General features: G+C 62.8%; 14 protein-coding genes. 7 read left to right on the forward strand and 7 right to left on the reverse strand.

The window, feature by feature from the left end; genetic code table 11:
* A complete protein-coding gene (locus tag ABH939_RS03720) occupies nucleotides 1-1,212 on the reverse strand; it encodes a low temperature requirement protein A (protein WP_081558286.1) in 1,212 nt (403 codons plus the stop codon).
* 85 nt (nucleotides 1,213-1,297) lie between these two features.
* On the opposite strand from ABH939_RS03720, the gene ABH939_RS03725 reads away from it, so the two are divergent.
* The 4 genes from ABH939_RS03725 to ABH939_RS03740 all read left to right on the forward strand — a co-directional run bounded on the left by ABH939_RS03725 (nucleotide 1,298) and on the right by ABH939_RS03740 (nucleotide 4,169).
* The gene (locus tag ABH939_RS03725) at nucleotides 1,298-2,107 is read left to right on the forward strand and encodes a helix-turn-helix transcriptional regulator (RefSeq protein WP_007733461.1); all 810 of its coding nucleotides are present in this window, start codon (nucleotides 1,298-1,300) and stop codon (nucleotides 2,105-2,107) included.
* Nucleotides 2,108-2,201: 94 nt separating this feature from the next.
* Nucleotides 2,202-3,368: an LLM class flavin-dependent oxidoreductase gene (locus ABH939_RS03730; RefSeq protein WP_007733459.1), complete on the forward strand. Its 1,167-nt coding sequence runs from the start codon at nucleotides 2,202-2,204 to the stop codon at nucleotides 3,366-3,368.
* A 49-nt stretch (nucleotides 3,369-3,417) separates the two neighbouring features.
* Nucleotides 3,418-3,867: a flavin reductase family protein gene (locus ABH939_RS03735; RefSeq protein WP_007733458.1), complete on the forward strand. Its 450-nt coding sequence runs from the start codon at nucleotides 3,418-3,420 to the stop codon at nucleotides 3,865-3,867.
* An 11-nt stretch (nucleotides 3,868-3,878) separates the two neighbouring features.
* Nucleotides 3,879-4,169: a hypothetical protein gene (locus ABH939_RS03740; RefSeq protein WP_030535380.1), complete on the forward strand. Its 291-nt coding sequence runs from the start codon at nucleotides 3,879-3,881 to the stop codon at nucleotides 4,167-4,169.
* A 9-nt stretch (nucleotides 4,170-4,178) separates the two neighbouring features.
* Here ABH939_RS03740 and ABH939_RS03745 read toward each other — a convergent pair whose 3' ends face one another.
* A complete protein-coding gene (locus ABH939_RS03745) occupies nucleotides 4,179-6,596 on the reverse strand; it encodes a lysylphosphatidylglycerol synthase transmembrane domain-containing protein (RefSeq protein ID WP_007733454.1) in 2,418 nt (805 codons plus the stop codon).
* Nucleotides 6,597-6,806: 210 nt separating this feature from the next.
* Here ABH939_RS03745 and ppk2 point away from each other — a divergent pair, with 210 nt between their 5' ends.
* On the forward strand, nucleotides 6,807-7,772 hold the full coding sequence (gene ppk2, locus ABH939_RS03750; RefSeq protein ID WP_003940295.1) for a polyphosphate kinase 2: 966 nt from the start codon (nucleotides 6,807-6,809) through the stop codon (nucleotides 7,770-7,772).
* Between the two features lie 13 nt (nucleotides 7,773-7,785).
* Here ppk2 and mgrA read toward each other — a convergent pair whose 3' ends face one another.
* Entirely contained in the window at nucleotides 7,786-8,817 is a 1,032-nt protein-coding gene (gene mgrA, locus ABH939_RS03755) for an L-glyceraldehyde 3-phosphate reductase (protein WP_007733451.1), read from the reverse strand.
* A gap of 324 nt (nucleotides 8,818-9,141) precedes the next feature.
* On the opposite strand from mgrA, the gene ABH939_RS03760 reads away from it, so the two are divergent.
* The gene (locus tag ABH939_RS03760; RefSeq protein WP_404649342.1) at nucleotides 9,142-11,418 is read left to right on the forward strand and encodes a SulP family inorganic anion transporter; all 2,277 of its coding nucleotides are present in this window, start codon (nucleotides 9,142-9,144) and stop codon (nucleotides 11,416-11,418) included.
* Nucleotides 11,419-11,422: 4 nt separating this feature from the next.
* Here the strand turns inward: ABH939_RS03760 and ABH939_RS03765 are convergent, their stop codons facing one another.
* From ABH939_RS03765 to ABH939_RS03775, 3 genes are read right to left on the reverse strand one after another with little or no spacing between them, the layout of a single operon-like run.
* Nucleotides 11,423-12,766 (reverse strand): sensor histidine kinase KdpD, encoded by a 1,344-nt coding sequence (locus ABH939_RS03765; RefSeq protein WP_003939972.1) that lies wholly within the window; start codon nucleotides 12,764-12,766, stop codon nucleotides 11,423-11,425.
* On the reverse strand, nucleotides 12,763-13,467 hold the full coding sequence (locus ABH939_RS03770; protein WP_003939853.1) for a response regulator transcription factor: 705 nt from the start codon (nucleotides 13,465-13,467) through the stop codon (nucleotides 12,763-12,765). The genes ABH939_RS03765 and ABH939_RS03770 overlap by 4 nt, the downstream gene beginning before the upstream one ends.
* Nucleotides 13,468-13,507: 40 nt before the next feature.
* Entirely contained in the window at nucleotides 13,508-14,083 is a 576-nt protein-coding gene (locus ABH939_RS03775) for a TetR/AcrR family transcriptional regulator (protein WP_007733449.1), read from the reverse strand.
* An 89-nt stretch (nucleotides 14,084-14,172) separates the two neighbouring features.
* Between ABH939_RS03775 and ABH939_RS03780 the strand changes: the two genes are divergently transcribed.
* The gene (locus ABH939_RS03780) at nucleotides 14,173-15,168 is read left to right on the forward strand and encodes an ABC transporter permease (RefSeq protein ID WP_209909639.1); all 996 of its coding nucleotides are present in this window, start codon (nucleotides 14,173-14,175) and stop codon (nucleotides 15,166-15,168) included.
* Here ABH939_RS03780 and ABH939_RS03785 read toward each other — a convergent pair.
* Complete coding sequence (locus ABH939_RS03785; RefSeq protein WP_064073987.1) at nucleotides 15,165-15,542, reverse strand: DUF952 domain-containing protein; 378 nt, start codon at nucleotides 15,540-15,542, stop codon at nucleotides 15,165-15,167. The two genes, ABH939_RS03780 and ABH939_RS03785, sit on opposite strands and share 4 nt — an antisense overlap.
* Nucleotides 15,543-15,612: the final 70 nt, after the last annotated feature.

Here is a 15,612-nt window from a genome sequence, read left to right on the forward strand (position 1 = left end):
TTAATAAAGGCGCACAGCAGAGCGGCGCGAACGCCGCACCTGCGCGTACTCGTAGCCGTTCTGCCAGGTCACGGTGGCCACCAGCACCCAGATGATCCACGTGGCGCTCATGTGCGTGCCGACGATGCCCATGACGATGGGGACGGCGGTGCACGGGAGCGCCCAGCCGAGCAGCCACCGTCGGTCCGATCGCGCGAACAGCCCTGCCACCAGGCTGATTCCGAAATAGACTGCGATGCTTCCGCACAACAACCACCGCAGGTTCGCGGGCGTGTGCTCCGCACCGTGTTCGGTTGCCGCTCCGAGCCCCGCGACCAGAACCGCGATAGCGCCGGTGGTGAAACAGTGCAGCGCCATGTCGATGCGAGCGGGAAACTTCTCGGGCTGCAGGTGCGGAACACCGGCGTGGCCGTAGAGAAGCGAGAGAGCCCACATGCCCGAGAGCAGGACAAACGATCCGACTGCGAGGCTGACCACCGTCGAGTCCCAGGTGAGCTTCGAGGCCGCAGAAATCACGAGGATCACACCCTCGCCCAGCACGATGATGACGTACAGGCCCAAGCGCTCGGCAAGGTGAGCCCGATCGGAGTGCAGGGCTTCGAGTTCGGGCATCCGGTCGTCCTTGAACCCCCGAACCTTGATGATGCGGTCGAGCTTTTCCTGCGCGTCTTCCATGATCGCGCTGCCGGAGACGACGAACATGATCAGCAGGTCGATGGCCACACCGGCGGTCCAGAGCCAGAACCGAGTTTCGCCCTCGAACCAGAACGAGACGATCCACGGGATCACACCGAGAGACATCTGGGCGATCGGCCAGTCCACGACTATCTGGCCGTTGTGCCACACCCGACTCGCCAGCAGACGTACGGCCACGTAGGCGACAGCGAAGGCCAGCGCATGGTTGTCGTGGATGCCGGCCACGGCCGCCATCATGACGGCCAGTCCGAACATGGCGATCAGCATGCTCGGGATCCGGACACGGTCACCGGCAACGTTGCCGTACATCGTGAACGTCGCCCACGCGGTCCAGAACGCGAGATAGAGCAACGCGTAGAGCGCGACATCCGACCACGACGGCGAACCGTGGAGCAGGTGAGCCAACTGACCGATACCGGCAACCACGACGAGGTCGAAGAACAATTCGATCCACGACGCGTGTCGCTCGAGCACCGCCTTCTGCTTCGAGTCTGGTTCATTTCCGAGTTCCGACATACAGCTCAGTATCGGTTATCGGCATCAACAGTGCTGGTAGGCGGCGAAGTTGTCCGTTTTTTCGAAGTAATGCATATGCTGTCCGATGAGTGATCTGGATCATAGTTCGGGTGAGGTGGTCGACGTGCACGGTAGCGGTGACGTCGCTCTGTCCGCTGCGGACTACGACCGTGTCTTCGCTGTCTTCGACTACTGCTCGGCCGCGAGAACGCTCGATCAGCTCAAGGATCTCCTCATGGTCGCGCTCCATGATCACTACCGCTGTCCCAACACCACATTCCTTGCCGGCCCGACCTTCACGACGGCTTTCGCCGACCCGGATCCGGTGACGACCGGGCGGATCACGCCGATCCTCGACGAGTACCAAGCGCACTGGTACCTCGACGACGTTTTTGCGACGGCGCAATCGCGGGCAACGCTGTTGGCATCTCCCGCCATCACGCACACTCAGTTGGCCGACGTCCCTTCACAGTCGGCGACGTACCTGCGAGATTTCCTCTATCGCAAACGCCTTCACAGCGCGTCGGTGATGCATCTCCAGTTGGCCCACGGCGGTCACGGTCTGGTGGGGATTTTCGATTCAGAAGGCAAGGATCTGTCGGGGCGCGACATCGTGGGCTTGGGCATTCTGGGCAAGCAATTGTCGCTGTTGTGTCAGACGCTGCCCGGGCAACGCGAGCCGGGATGGCGAGAGAAGCTGACGCCCCGGCAGATCGATCTCGCGGAGTTGTTGGCTGACGGCCATACCAACGACGAGATCGCGGTGATCCTGTCGCTGAGTCCGGACACGGTGAAGAAGTATGTAAGCCGCATCCTTGCTCTTCTGCGCGTTCGCAACCGTGCCGAGTTCGTGAAGTTGGTCTACGCGCAGAAACTTGCCGATCAACGCGCTTGAGATTGTCCACTTTCGTGCACTGTGACCGCGGTCACGGCACGGATAGCGTTTTCGGTGCACGGCCAGGAGTTGGCCCACAGCACTAGGAGAACTCATGAGCAGGCTTCGTTTCGGGTATTTCATGGCACCGTTCCACGTCCCCGGACGCAATCCCACCGCCGCACTGCAGCGTGATCTCGAACTGGTCGAGTACCTCGACCGGTTGGGCTACGACGAGGCGTGGTTCGGTGAGCATCACTCTGCCGGAAGCGAGATCATCGCGTCGCCGGAAATCATGATCGCTGCAGCCTCGCAGCGCGCACCTCGGATTCGTTTCGGCACGGGTGTCACGTCGTTGTCGTATCACAACCCGCTGTGGGCAGCGGATCGAATCATGCAGTTGGATCACCTGACTCAGGGGCGCACCATCTTCGGAGTCGGGCCCGGTTCGTTGCCCACCGACTCGGCGATGATCGGTCTGAACCCGACGGATACCCGAGAGTTGTTGCAGGAGAACCTCGACATCGTCGTGCGCCTTCTTCGTGGCGAGACGGTTTCCGCGAAGACACGAACCCACGAGCTGTACGACGCCAAGCTGCAGCTCGCTCCGTACTCGGAGAACGGCATCGAAATCACCGTGGCCGCAGTGGCCTCCCCGACAGGACCTCGCCTGGCCGGTACGCACGGTCTCGGTCTGCTCTCCATCGGAGCAACCTTGTCCGCCGACGGTTTCGACGCCTTGGCGCACCACTGGAATGTGATGGAGGAACGCGCTGAGGTCAACGGGACGACGGTGGATCGTCGGCAGTGGTCTCTTGCCGGACCTTTCCACATCGCCGAAACCGAGGCGGAAGCACGCAAGCAGGTCGAGTACGGCATCGAGGAGTGGTTCGACTATTTCCAGCACGTCGCGGCCTTCCCTCAGATGGCGGTCTCCGGTGCGCGTCTGAGCGAGATGATCGACTTCATCAACGAGGCCGGGATCGGTGTCATCGGCACACCGGAGCAGGCCAGACGTCAGGTACAACGGCTGTGGGACCAGTCCGGTGGTTTCGGCTGCATGCTGCAGATGGGTCACGATTGGGCGAACCCGCAGGACACCCGACGTTCGGCAGAGTTGTTCGCGCAGGAGGTCTTTCCGCACTTCCAAGGGCAGGCGCAGGCGACGCTCGACGCGGCAGCTCACGCGCGCGCTGTCAGGGAAGGGCATGCAAAGGCGCAACTCGACGCCGTCGACCACATGACGAAGAAGTACGCACAAGAGTTGGCAGACAAGGGCTGACATCGTGAATGTCCCACAGGGCAACCGGGCGTTGCGTTTTCGAGAAGCCATGGCGCACGTGTGCTCACCGGTCGCCGTCGTCACGGCAATGGACGGCGACCGGCCGCACGGCACGACGGTCAGCGCATTCATGTCGTTGTCGATGGACCCGCCGATGACCGCGGTGGCTCTGGATCGACAGTCGGAAGTTCTCGGCCTCATCGAAGGAACGCGGAGGTTCGCGATCAATGTCCTCGGGACCGCGCAAAGCTCACTGGCGGTTGCCTTTGCGAGGAAGGGCCGTGCGAAGTTCGACGGTGTCGAGTGGGCGGAGCATCTCGGTGTTCCGAGACTGCCGGACGTATCCATCTGGATCGCGTGCACCGTTGATGCCGTCGTGGACGGTGGTGATCACAAGATCGTGACAGGATCGGTGGACGAGGTCGAGCACCGCGAGTCGAATCCACTGACCTACCACCGGCGTGTATTCGGTACGCACGCACCGACGTCAGTGCTCTAGGAAGGAAAGCCATGTATGTACTGGTGGACGACGGCCGCGTCAGCATCCACGATGTGGACAACCTGAAGGCCTTTCACGTCGAGGTGAGTGCCCACATCTCCGAAGCCGAACTGGACGAACTCTTGCGCCTTCAGGATTACGGATACGTCAGCGGTGGTAGTGCATTCGTCTCGGTAGCCCGCGTTCGCGAGAGCACCACGGACGTCGAAGGTGTTGCCGCGATGGTCGACTACGCCCAGAGCAAAGGCTGGGTGGACGAGGACGGCGAAGCACTGCAGGCTCACGTCGTTCGCCAAAAGTAGCGGAACGGCTCAGACCATGTCGTTCTTCTGCAGCCACCGCAGTGTCGGCCAACCGCAGAACACCGGGAGCCAGCAGGTCAGCACTCGGTAGAGCAGGACCGACGGGACCGCGATGCTTGCCGGCAGTCCGAATGCGGACAGACCACCGATGAGGGCGGCCTCGACGGCTCCGACGCCACCCGGTGTCGGAGCCGCCGAGGCGAGCGTCCCACCGATCATCGTCACGATGGTGACGGTGATGAACGTCGTTCCGCCGCCGAATGCTTCGACGCTCGCCCACAGAGCCAGGGCGGCACCCAGAGTTGTTGCGGCGCTGCCGCCCACGATGATGAGGAAGCGCGTGGGATTTCGCGCGAGTTGGCTCAGTTCACCCAACACCTCGGTGATCTGAGGACGCAGATCGTCGCGCAGCCACCCACGGAGTTTCGGGATGAACATGAATGCACCGAGAACTCCGAGCGCGACGCCGCCCGCCAGGTACAGAACAGTGGATCCCGGGATGAAGTGCGAGAGGTTCGTATCACGTCCGGCGACGATCGAGAAGAAGATCAGCAAGCCGACGTGGGTGACCACCTGGACCGTCTGTTGCAGCGCGACTGCGGCCGTTGCGCGGACGGTACCGAGCCCGCCCTTCTGCAGGAACCGCACGCTCAGCGCTAGCCCGCCGACTCCGGCCGGAGTTGTCGTCGCCGCAAAGGTGTTGGCCACCTGCATGATCAAGAGGTTGCGGTAACTGACCATCGACGACGCACAGGCCCACAGGGCCGCAGCCGCGCCGACGTACGTCAGTGCGGAGACGCCGAGGCCGAGCAGTGCCCACCACCAGTTGGCCGTCTTCAGTTCGGTGATGAACGCGGGGACCTGGCTGATGAAGGGGTAGGCGACGTAGACCAGACCGATGAGCAGAACGAGCTGGATCAGCTGGTTGCGACTGAATCGGGTGACCTGTGCGGGAGCGACCTTTTCGATCCCGTTCTTGGCACCGACCTCGTCTCGGATCTCGGTCATCAGTTTCGCGGAATCCGTGACCGTCCGCCGAATTCGGTTGGGCAATGCAGCGGTGGTCAATCGGCCGGAGGCGGCGAGAATCGTGTCTGCGCCTTGCGCTCGAATCGCGGCGTCCACCGCTGCATCGACCCCGAACAATGATGCGGTGGCGAAGAGAAGTTGTGCGTTATCGGACTGCATCTGAACTTCGGTGGCGCCGAATTCGGAGTACGCGTACCCGCCGAAGAGGATGGTTCCGCCTTCGACACGAATCTCGGAAGCGCGCAGGTCGCCGTGCGCCATCTGGTGCACGTGAGCGGTATGCAGTGTTTGCCACAGCGCGTCGATCAGTTTGGTGGATTCTTCCTCGCCCGCCTGGTTCTCGACGGCGACGGCAAGGGGGATGCCACGAGGACTCGGGCGCGCGTACATCTCCCACCCGCGATCGAGTACCGAGATTGCGACGGCCTTGGAACTGGCCAGACCGATGTCGGCGAAAGCGATACCCATGAGCGCTCGGTGTTCGACGGCGCGACGAAGTGATCCGTAGGGCGGCGGAGTTTCACGGTTCCGGAACGAGATCCAACGGAACGTCTGTCGAATTGCTCCGCTGCTTCGCTGGTTCTGTCCGTACAACTCGACGACGAGTTCGTCGAAAGGTTCGTCGTCCGGTGCTTGGTCGATGGCTGCGGACATGACAAGAGGCCCGATTCCCGAGGGACTCACGACGCGGAACGCGGTGACGCGGTAACCGCGCCGCGCGAGTACGCGTACTGCCGAGTCCAATGGCACTTCGAGGGCAGGGGTGCCGACGGCGAGAACGATCACCGCGCCGATCAGGTAACCGACGGCGAGACCCAGCATCGATCGTGCGGGAACGATCGAGCTGACGATCAGATGGATGGGAGCGAAGAGCAGAAGCAGCGTCCACCAGGCTCGTCGCCACTTCTTCGGAAGCCACGGGCCCGAGACGGTGAGCACCGCCGCGAGCATCGCGATCCATCGCGGATCGTCGAGGAATTGAGACAGGAAGGTGGCGTCGAGTCGGTCCGGCACGTCGAGGTGCCATTTCGGTGCCGCCAGGCCTGTTCCGGTGAAGGACAGCGCGACACCGGCGCACAGGCCGGCGGCGGCGTATCCGGCCAGCAACTTCCACCGGCGCCCGACGATCAGGCCGATCAGGATGGCGAACGGTAGCGCCAGAATTGCGATGCCGTAGAGCAGGTACACAGTGTCGGACAGGCTCGGCGAGAGAACACCGACGATGTTGGACACCGACGTTTCGAGGGCGTCCCACTGACTTCGAGTGATCAGAGATCCCGCGATCACGCCGCCGAGCAGCACAGCAGCGATCGCAACCCGCATGATGTCGCTCGTACGGCGGTGCAGTGGTGGCAGGAGGCTTCCCGTTACCGGGATCTCCCGTCCGTCTACTCGCATCTCGCCAGAACTCTCTTCTCTCGGGGTTACCGACCGTCTCAGTTACCTCGATCAAGGTACCGCGTGAGGGTTCGGCGACTGGGAAGCCGGACCTGTCGTTACCTCCTCGATGCCAAGCAACATTCTCTTCGGACCCGCGGGAGCGGGCTTCGGCGCGTAAAATTCACTTTCCGGACGTTCGTTCATTTCGACGACAGGGAGTGCGTATTCATGAGCCCCGACGCCAGCGGTGTGGACGGTCGGGTTCCTGACCTGCCGACCCCGTCGACCAGAATTTCCGTCACCGAGGATTACGCGGCCGAGATCGACGAGCTGTCGAGTCTCAAGCACAAGCTCGGCGTGCTGGAGCCTTCGGAGTTCGCGGATGCCTGGAAGCAGGGTTACCCCTACGAGAAGAAGATGTCGCGCCGCGAGTACGAGCGGAAGAAGCGGCGTCTGCAGATCGAGCTGCTCAAGCTGCAGTTGTGGGTCAAGGAAACCGGTCAGAAGGTGCTCATCATCTTCGAAGGTCGCGATGCTGCCGGTAAGGGCGGGTCGATCAAGAGATTCACCGAGCATCTCAATCCCCGTGGAGCCCGCGTGGTCGCGCTCGAGAAGCCCACCGACATCGAGCGGACGCAGTGGTATTTCCAACGCTATGTCGCACACCTACCCAGCGGCGGCGAGATAGTGATGATGGACCGGTCCTGGTACAACCGCGCCGGCGTCGAACGAGTGATGGGTTACTGCACGCCGACGCAGTATCTCGAGTTCATGAGAGAGACCCCGGACTTCGAGCGGATGCTCGTCAACTCCGGGATTCATCTGCACAAGCTGTGGTTCTCGGTCAGCCGCGAAGAGCAGTTGGCGCGGTTCGCGGCCCGCCGAACGGACCCGGTGCGTCAGTGGAAGCTCTCACCGACCGATCTGGCTTCGCTCGACAAGTGGGACGACTACACCCAGGCCAAGGAAGCCATGTTCTTCTACACCGATACCGGGGATGCGCCCTGGACGGTGATCAAGAGCAACGACAAGAAGCGCGCTCGCCTCGAGGCGATGCGTCACGTGCTCGCCAGCTTCGACTATCCCAACAAGGATCACCGGGCTGTCGGTACTCCGGATCCCTTGATCGTCGGGCCGGCGTCGGCGGTATTCGAAGAGGGCGAGCACGTGAACGTGGAGTTGCCTCAGCTCTAGCGCAGGTGATCGCTCAGATCGAACTGGCCTCTGCCCACAGATTGATGCCGCTGTCCTTGGCGTGCTGATCTATGGAGGCCAGTTCGGCTGCGCTGAATTCGAGATTGTCGAGCGCGCCGACGTTGGCTTCGAGTTGGGCGACACTGGACGCACCGATCAGTACCGAGGTGACCCGCGAATCGCGGAGTGCCCAGCTCAGTGCCAGCTGAGCCAGCGACTGGCCGCGGTCTGCCGCGATGTCGTTGAGCGCGCGGATGTGGGTGAGAGCGTCGTCGGTCAACCACGACGGATCCAGTGACTTACCTTGAGCTGCACGGGAATCCTCGGGGACGCCGTTCAGATAGCGATCGGTGAGCATGCCTTGAGCGAGTGGTGAGAACGCGATGACGCCGACGCCGAGATCATCGACAGCCGACAGCAGGTCCTGCTCTATCCAGCGGTTCAGCATCGAATAGCTCGGCTGGTGGATCAAGAGCGGAACCCCCGCAGCGGCGAGCAGTGCGGCGATTTCACGGGTGCGCTCCGGCGAGTACGAACTGATACCCGCGTACAGGGCCTTGCCCTGCTGGACAGCGCTGATCAGGGCGCCTGCGGTCTCGTCGATCGGAGTTTCGGCGTCAGGGCGATGGCTGTAGAAGATGTCGACATAGTCGACGCCGAGTCGTCCGAGCGACTGATCGAGGGACGACAGCAAATACTTGCGGGAACCACCGAATCCGTAGGGGCCGGGCCACATGTCCCAGCCGGCTTTGGACGAGATGACCAATTCCTCGCGGTACGAAGAGAAATCCTCACGCAGGATCCTGCCGAAGTTCGTCTCGGCGCTTCCGTACGGGGGACCGTAGTTGTTCGCAAGATCGAAGTGGGTGATTCCGAGATCGAATGCCCGCCGCAGAACTGCGCGCTGGTTCTCGATCGGTACGTCGTCGCCGAAGTTGTGCCAGAGGCCCAGCGAGATGGCCGGGAGTTTGAGACCGCTCCGACCGGTTCGGCGGTACGGCATGGCTTCGTAGCGGTCCTGCGCGGCGACGTACTGATCGGACATGGTGCCTGCCTTCACATCGTTGTGTTTGCGGTTGAGCGTTCACTCCCGACCATTATCGCCGACGGCGCTCAGGTGTGCCGGCCGCTGGAGGTGTGTCAGTCAAAATGCTTGCGGTTTAAAGCAATTCGATCGATCTTTTGGACCGATGTTCAGGTTCGAGTCACAGTGCCGGGCGGCGGTGACGTCGACCACGTCTGGGCTCGCATCTAAGGGAACGGTAAGGAATCGCGGTTACCATGGTCACAGTCGATCGGCGATACCGATCGCCGATTCGCTTCGAACATGTTGCCCAGCAGCCGGATCCGGGGTCCGGCGAGGAGATCTATGTCGACGCAGTCCGTAGTGCACGCACAATCATCCGCAGACGAGAGCGTCGTGGGGGATTCGTCTCCGCCGGGTGGTGGAAGCCGGCGATATCTCGAGCAACTGATCAGATACGACGTGCCGGCGTCGCTGGTCGTATTCCTGGTGGCGCTTCCCCTGTCATTGGGAATTGCGATCGCCTCCGGGGCGCCGATCATGGCAGGTCTGATCGCCGCAATCGTCGGCGGAGTGGTGGCCGGAGCTGTGGGAGGTTCACCGCTGCAAGTCAGTGGTCCCGCAGCCGGCCTGACCGTGGTGGTCGCCGAACTGATCGGCAAGTTCGGGTGGAAAGTCACCTGCCTGATCACCGTCGGCGCCGGAATTCTGCAGATCGTGTTCGGGCTCAGCCGAATTGCCCGTGCGGCGCTGGCTATTGCTCCAGTGGTGGTGCATGCGATGCTCGCCGGTATCGGCATCACCATTGCGCTACAACAGGTTCACGTGTTGTTGGGTGGAAGCTCGGCCAGCTCGGCGCTGGACAATCTACGGCAGTTGCCCGCACAGATCGGTGCCTCGCATGTCGAGGACCTGATGATCGGACTCGTCGTCATCGCCACCCTTCTCGGGTGGCGCTATCTCCCTGCCGGTGTCCGCAAGGTTCCGGCGGCGTTGGTGGGCATCGTATTGGCAACTCTCGCTTCGCTGGCGCTGCCGATCGACGTCGAGCGTATTGCTCTCGACGGATCTTTGCTGGACTCGATCGGACTCCCCGCTCTGCCCGACGGCCAGTGGCTCGGCGTCGCAACCGGCATTCTGACCATCGCGCTGATCGCCAGTGTGGAGAGTCTGCTCTCGGCCGTGGCCGTGGACAAGATGCACTCGGGCCCGCGGTCGAACTTCGATCGCGAGATGCTCGGCCAGGGCACCGCGAACATGGTGTCCGGGGCCATCGGCGGCCTTCCGGTCACCGGGGTGATCGTGCGCAGTGCGACCAATGTCGAGGCCGGGGCGAAGTCCCGCGCGTCGTCGATCATGCACGGCCTGTGGATTCTGCTGTTCTCGGCTGCGCTCGCCGGGTTGGTCCAGCAGATTCCGAAGTCTGCACTGGCCGGACTGTTGATTGTCATCGGTATTCAACTGGTCAAGCTGGCGCACATTCGGTTGGCGCGACGGACCGGTGATCTGTGGGTGTACGGCATCACGGTGGTCGGCGTCGTGTTCTTGAATCTGCTCGAGGGCGTCCTGATCGGGTTGGCGCTGGCCATCGCCCTCCTGGTGTGGCGTGTCATCCGCGCAACTGTCACCGCAGAAGAGTTGGGCGACAACGATTCCGGGAGGTGGCGCGTCCTGGTCGAAGGCTCGTGCACCTTCCTGGTGCTGCCCAAGCTGACGTCGGTGCTCGCCGGAATCCCACCGCGGTCGGACGTCACCGTCGAGCTGTCAGTCGACTTCCTCGACCATGCCGTCTTCGACGTCATCGAAGAGTGGGCGAGGCAGTACGAGTTGGCAGGTGGTTCGGTGATCATCGACGAAGTCGGCTCGGTGAGTATGGAGAGCGCGACCACCGGTCCGCCGAAGCGCGGCGCCGCAGTCACCGACCTGCGCGGCTTGCTCGCGCCGTGGGGCAGTTGGCAACCACAGGCTTCGGGGAGGAATCTGAGCAGCCCGCCGGCCTTGCGGCCCATTCTCGACGGGGTGTCCAACTATCATCGCCATCGCGCCGAAGCGATACGGCCGCACATGGATCAGTTGCGCGACGGGCAGAACCCCGACTCCCTTTTCCTCACCTGCGCAGATTCGCGAGTGGTGCCGAACATCATCACGAGCAGTGGCCCCGGTGACCTGTTCACCGTGCGCAATGTCGGAAACCTGGTTCCTGCCGGCGGCCGCGATACGTCGGTGGAAGCGGCACTGGCCTTCGGGATCGACGAGTTGGGTGTCAGTTCGGTGGTCGTGTGCGGACATTCGGGCTGCGGCGCGATGCAAGCACTCCTGACCAACGGTCCGTCGGAATCGGGAGTCGTCGGTGAATGGCTGCGGCATGCGGAGACGAGCTTGCAGGCCTATACGAGTGGCCATCCGGTCGCGCGTGCTGCGGCCGAGGCAGGTTTCTCGGAGGTTGATCAGCTCGGAATGGTCAATGTCGCAGTCCAATTGCAGACTCTCGAACGCCATCCTCTCGTCGGTCAGGCCCGTGTGGATGGTCGCCTGCGTATCGCCGGACTGTTCTTCGACATCGGCTCGGCTCGGGTCATCGAAGTGACAGCGTCGGGGATCGGCCAGTTGATCGAGACCTGAAGGGCTATTCGGGTCCGGGCTGATCCCTGAGTTCGACCAGCAGGCGAGCCCCGCCGAGTGGACTGTCGTGAAATGTCGTCCGTCCGCCGTGCAGGGCCGCCTGCTGCGCCACCAGCGCCAGGCCCAAACCGGAGCCTGTCTTGCCTGCCGTCGATCCGCGAGTGAAGCGCTCGAACACGCTCGAGCGTTCCTCGGCCGGTATTCCGCAACCGTTGTCGTCGATCGTGATCGTGACGGTGTCCGGTGAATCTGCCGGGCGAGCGAGGGTGATGCGCACCGCGCTCGCGCCGCCGTGGCGGACTGCATTGGTGATCGCGTTGTCGAGGATCAACCGGATTCCGCCGGGAAGGGCCCGGATGCAATAGGGGAGTGGGGAATCCACCGTGACGACGCCGACGTCGAGCCCAGGATGATGTCGGCGTGCGTCGTCGGCAGCGATGTCGCAGACCTCGGTCAAATCGGTGTCCTTGAAATCCTCGGCCGTCGAGAGCTCACCCTTCGCCAGGCGCTCGAGGTCTCTCAGAGTTGACTCGACGCGGCCCTGCGCGCGGGCCAGATCTGTGAGGATCTCGCGTCTTTGTTCGTGATCGAGGTCGTGAATGGACAACACTTCGATGTCGGTTCGCATTGCTGTCAACGGAGTTCGGAGTTCGTGAGCCGAGGCGGACGCAAAATCTCGGGCGGCGGCAAGGGCGGAGTTGGTTGCGGCTTGCGCTCGAGCGACGTCGCTGAGCATCGATTCTGCTGCTGCGGCAAGCTCGTCCGCTTCACGGATTCCGGAAACCTCGGTGGCGAGATCGGGATCGCGCCTGGCGATCCGGCGGGTCAACTCCACGAGGGGGCGCACCGCCGGGCCACCGAACAACCATCCCAACGCAGCTGCGGCCGCTACGGCCCCGACGCCGAAGAACGCAACCTGTCGCTGTTGGTCGACTGTGATGTCTCGCGCTTCGGCATAGGGAACCGCCAGCGAGACAAGGGCATTGATCCCGTCGGCCTCGGCGGTATATGCCCGGTACTTCGTACCGTCCACGTCGACGGTCGCCGAGCCGACCGGTAGTTCGGGCAGTCGCGTCGGGGTACTGGATTTGACGGTTCCGTCGGTATCGGAGCGGATGGTCACGGAAAAGGCGCCGCCGTCTCCGAACGCGCCGAGAAAAGGTCCCGCTGTAGCCGCATTGGCCACGATGACCGTCGATGCCGTCTCCAATCGACGGTCCAACTGCGCCAAATTGTTTCGTGCGATAGCCAGTGCAACGACCACACCGAGTGCGATGACGATGAACGTCGCCCCCAGTGCCGCGGCCGCGGCAACGCGAGTTCGTAGTGAGAAGCGGCGACGCTTCACGGGTTCTCCCGAAGCACGAACCCGACGCCGCGAACGGTATGCAGCAGACGAGGTGAACCGCCGGATTCGAACTTTCGACGCAGATAGCCGATGAAGACGTCCACGACGTTCGTGTCGGCGACGAAGTCGTAGCCCCACACCAGTTCGAGGAGACGTTCGCGAGTGAGCACGATGCCGGAATTGTGTGCGAGCACTTCGAGTAGCTCGAATTCGCGTTTGGTGAGTGGTACTTCCTTGCCGTCGACACGAACTCTGCGACCGGAGAGATCGATGTCGAGGTTTCCGACGCGCAGGGTATTCGTACCCTCGGAGTGATCGCCGGCCGGAGTGTTGCTGCGCCGGAGCATTGCGCGGATCCGGGCAACCAGTTCGGCAAGAACAAACGGTTTGACCATGTAGTCGTCTGCACCGGATTCGAGCCCGGCGATGCGGTCGTCGACCGAGTTGCGCGCACTGAGCACGCAGATCGGGATTTCGTTGCCGGCGGCACGAAGCGCCGTCACCACACCGGTGCCGTCGAGCACCGGCATGTTGATGTCGAGGACTACCGCGTCCGGTCGTTTGTCGGAGATCACTCGGAGCGCGTCGGCGCCGTCCACCGCCGTCAGTACGGTGAATCCCGAGAGCCGCAATCCGCGTTCGAGTGAGGTCAGGACGTCTGCGTCGTCGTCGACTACGAGGATTTTCGGTATCTCGGTCACAGCCCCATTGTGCCTTGCCTGGTACGTCGGGTTTCGCTGATCAGACCGGCAAGTCGGTACCGTCCGGACGCAGACCGGCCATGAACACCGCGACCAACCGCGGGACCAGGTTCGGCATGGCTTCGTCGGACAACTCGATTTGCGGGCGCGTCAGTTTGGCCAGAGCCATGACGAATTCGAGCGGTTGCAGATCGGCGCGGACCAGTCCGGCGCTCTGAGCGGCGCCGATCGTCGCGGTCATCTTCGTTTTCGTCACCTCACGCACCGCCAGAACTTCGGGCGCCAGCTCGGTGAAACTGCGTTCCACCAGTGCAGGAATGAGCGCACCCAGGCGCAGTTCCACGAGGCGGTCCACCAGCGTGTGCCACGCGTTTATCGGATCGGTGGACATTGCCGTGAGTGCGATGTCGGCAGCCTCGCGGACATCGGTCAGTGTTGCGACGGCAACGGCGGTCACGAGGTCCTCGCGCGTCGGAAAGTTTCGATACAGCGTGGCGATGCCCACTTTCGCGAGTTCTGCGACTGCATCGAGCGGCGCGTCGTGCCCGCGCTCGGTGAACACCGCTCGTGCGGCGTCGACTATTGCGTTTCTGCGTTCACGTGCATCGGCTCGCACATCCACCTCCGGTATTGACAGTTCATCATAACCGGAGGAATATCTTCCACAAATAGTGGAGGAAAAACTTCCACTTAGGGAGGGTAGTTATGAACGCCGAAGTTGAAGCACAGGACCGCAAGAAGTTGGTGGCTGTGGTGTTGGGCTTGTCCGCCGTGATCGGGCTGATGCTGCTTGCCTTCGTACTGCCCTCGGTCAACAGTGGCCCGCACGAACTGAAGTTGGGCATCACCGGTCCAGCTGCGGCAACCGAACAGATCAGCACCTCGCTCGAGGCGAGTAAGCAAGGCGCCTTCGATACTCGAGAATTCGCTGACGCCGACGCCCTGCGTGACGCGATTCGGAATCGCGACGTGGTCGGCGGAATCGCCGTTGATGCCAACGGTCCTCACGTGTTGATCGCGACCGCAGGCGGAACCCCGATCGCCCAAACCTTGACCGGTCTGGCCAGTGGGCTCGCGGAGAGTTCGGGGGTGAAGGTTCCCGTCGAAGACGTTGTGCCGTTGACGGCGGACGACCCGACCGGTGCTGGGCTCACGGCATTGGCCTTGCCCTTGGTGTTCGGTGGAATCATGCCTGCTGTTGTTCTCGTGCAGCTGTTTCCGCGCAGCATTGTCAAGCGAGTGTTGGGCGCTGCCGGCGTCGCGGTTGTCGCGGGTTTTGCCCTGACTGCCATTCTGCAGTTCGGTACCAGCAGCCTTGACGGAAACTACCTGCTCACCGCGCTCACACTCGCCGTTGGTATTTCGGCCATCTCGCTTCCCATTTTGGGGCTCGAATCCCTGCTCGGGATGAAGGGGTTCGCGTTGGGCGCCGTCACGATGATGTTCATCGGAAACCCACTCTCGGGGATGGCGACAACTGCCGCGTGGTTGCCCGCAGGCTGGGGCGCATTGGGGCAGCTGCTCCCACCCGGCGCCGCAGGAGCATCCGTCCGTTCGATGGCGTTCTTCGACGGCCATGGCGCCACCACGCCACTTCTGGTGCTGGTGTGCTGGATTGCCGTCGGGATCGCGCTGTGCGTGGCTGCCGGCCGGAAGAAGGCGTCTGCGCCGGTTATCGAACCGGAGGCTGCGCTGGTCTAGCCGGCGTAGCTTGCGTACGGGGTCAGGTCGGGAATCGGCCAGACCCCGTCAACGCGTTCCACGGCCAGTTCGGCGACCACGGTGTCCTCGTCCATCGGTAGAGGTCGGAGGATTCGGGGCTTTTCCGCCTCCCATTCGACGTCGATGCCCGCGGAGGTCAGGGCGTCCTGATCGATGACGGCGACGACCAGCGGCAATGTGAGGTCGCCGAACACCAGATCGAGCACCGAAGCGAGTGCGTCCGGGGTCGTTGCGCGAATGAATCCTGCCTCGTCGTAACTGATTCCGCGCGTCGAGACCTCGTACTCACCGAAACGCTTGCATGCTTCCCAGTCGTCGGCGATAGCGACGTGGACGAGTCGTTGTCCGGTCATGCAGTGCTCCTGTAGTATTCGAATTAATGAAACGTCAACGTAGCATTAATTTACCGGCACGGTAACAGGG

The organism is Rhodococcus sp. 27YEA6 (assembly GCF_044908235.1).
Classification (GTDB): Bacteria; Actinomycetota; Actinomycetes; order Mycobacteriales; family Mycobacteriaceae; genus Rhodococcus_F; species Rhodococcus_F qingshengii.

Excerpts from the sequence above, each read along its gene's own strand:
- ABH939_RS03720 (WP_081558286.1), bottom strand. The coding sequence starts at position 1,212 with ATGTCGGAACTCGGAAATGAACCAGACTCGAAGCAGAAGGCGGTGCTC.
- ABH939_RS03725 (WP_007733461.1), top strand. The coding sequence starts at position 1,298 with ATGAGTGATCTGGATCATAGTTCGGGTGAGGTGGTCGACGTGCACGGT.
- ABH939_RS03730 (WP_007733459.1), top strand. The coding sequence starts at position 2,202 with ATGAGCAGGCTTCGTTTCGGGTATTTCATGGCACCGTTCCACGTCCCC.
- ABH939_RS03735 (WP_007733458.1), top strand. The coding sequence starts at position 3,418 with ATGGCGCACGTGTGCTCACCGGTCGCCGTCGTCACGGCAATGGACGGC.
- ABH939_RS03740 (WP_030535380.1), top strand. The coding sequence starts at position 3,879 with ATGTATGTACTGGTGGACGACGGCCGCGTCAGCATCCACGATGTGGAC.
- ABH939_RS03745 (WP_007733454.1), bottom strand. The coding sequence starts at position 6,596 with ATGCGAGTAGACGGACGGGAGATCCCGGTAACGGGAAGCCTCCTGCCA.
- ppk2 (WP_003940295.1), top strand. The coding sequence starts at position 6,807 with ATGAGCCCCGACGCCAGCGGTGTGGACGGTCGGGTTCCTGACCTGCCG.
- mgrA (WP_007733451.1), bottom strand. The coding sequence starts at position 8,817 with ATGTCCGATCAGTACGTCGCCGCGCAGGACCGCTACGAAGCCATGCCG.
- ABH939_RS03760 (WP_404649342.1), top strand. The coding sequence starts at position 9,142 with ATGTCGACGCAGTCCGTAGTGCACGCACAATCATCCGCAGACGAGAGC.
- ABH939_RS03780 (WP_209909639.1), top strand. The coding sequence starts at position 14,173 with ATGAACGCCGAAGTTGAAGCACAGGACCGCAAGAAGTTGGTGGCTGTG.
- ABH939_RS03785 (WP_064073987.1), bottom strand. The coding sequence starts at position 15,542 with ATGACCGGACAACGACTCGTCCACGTCGCTATCGCCGACGACTGGGAA.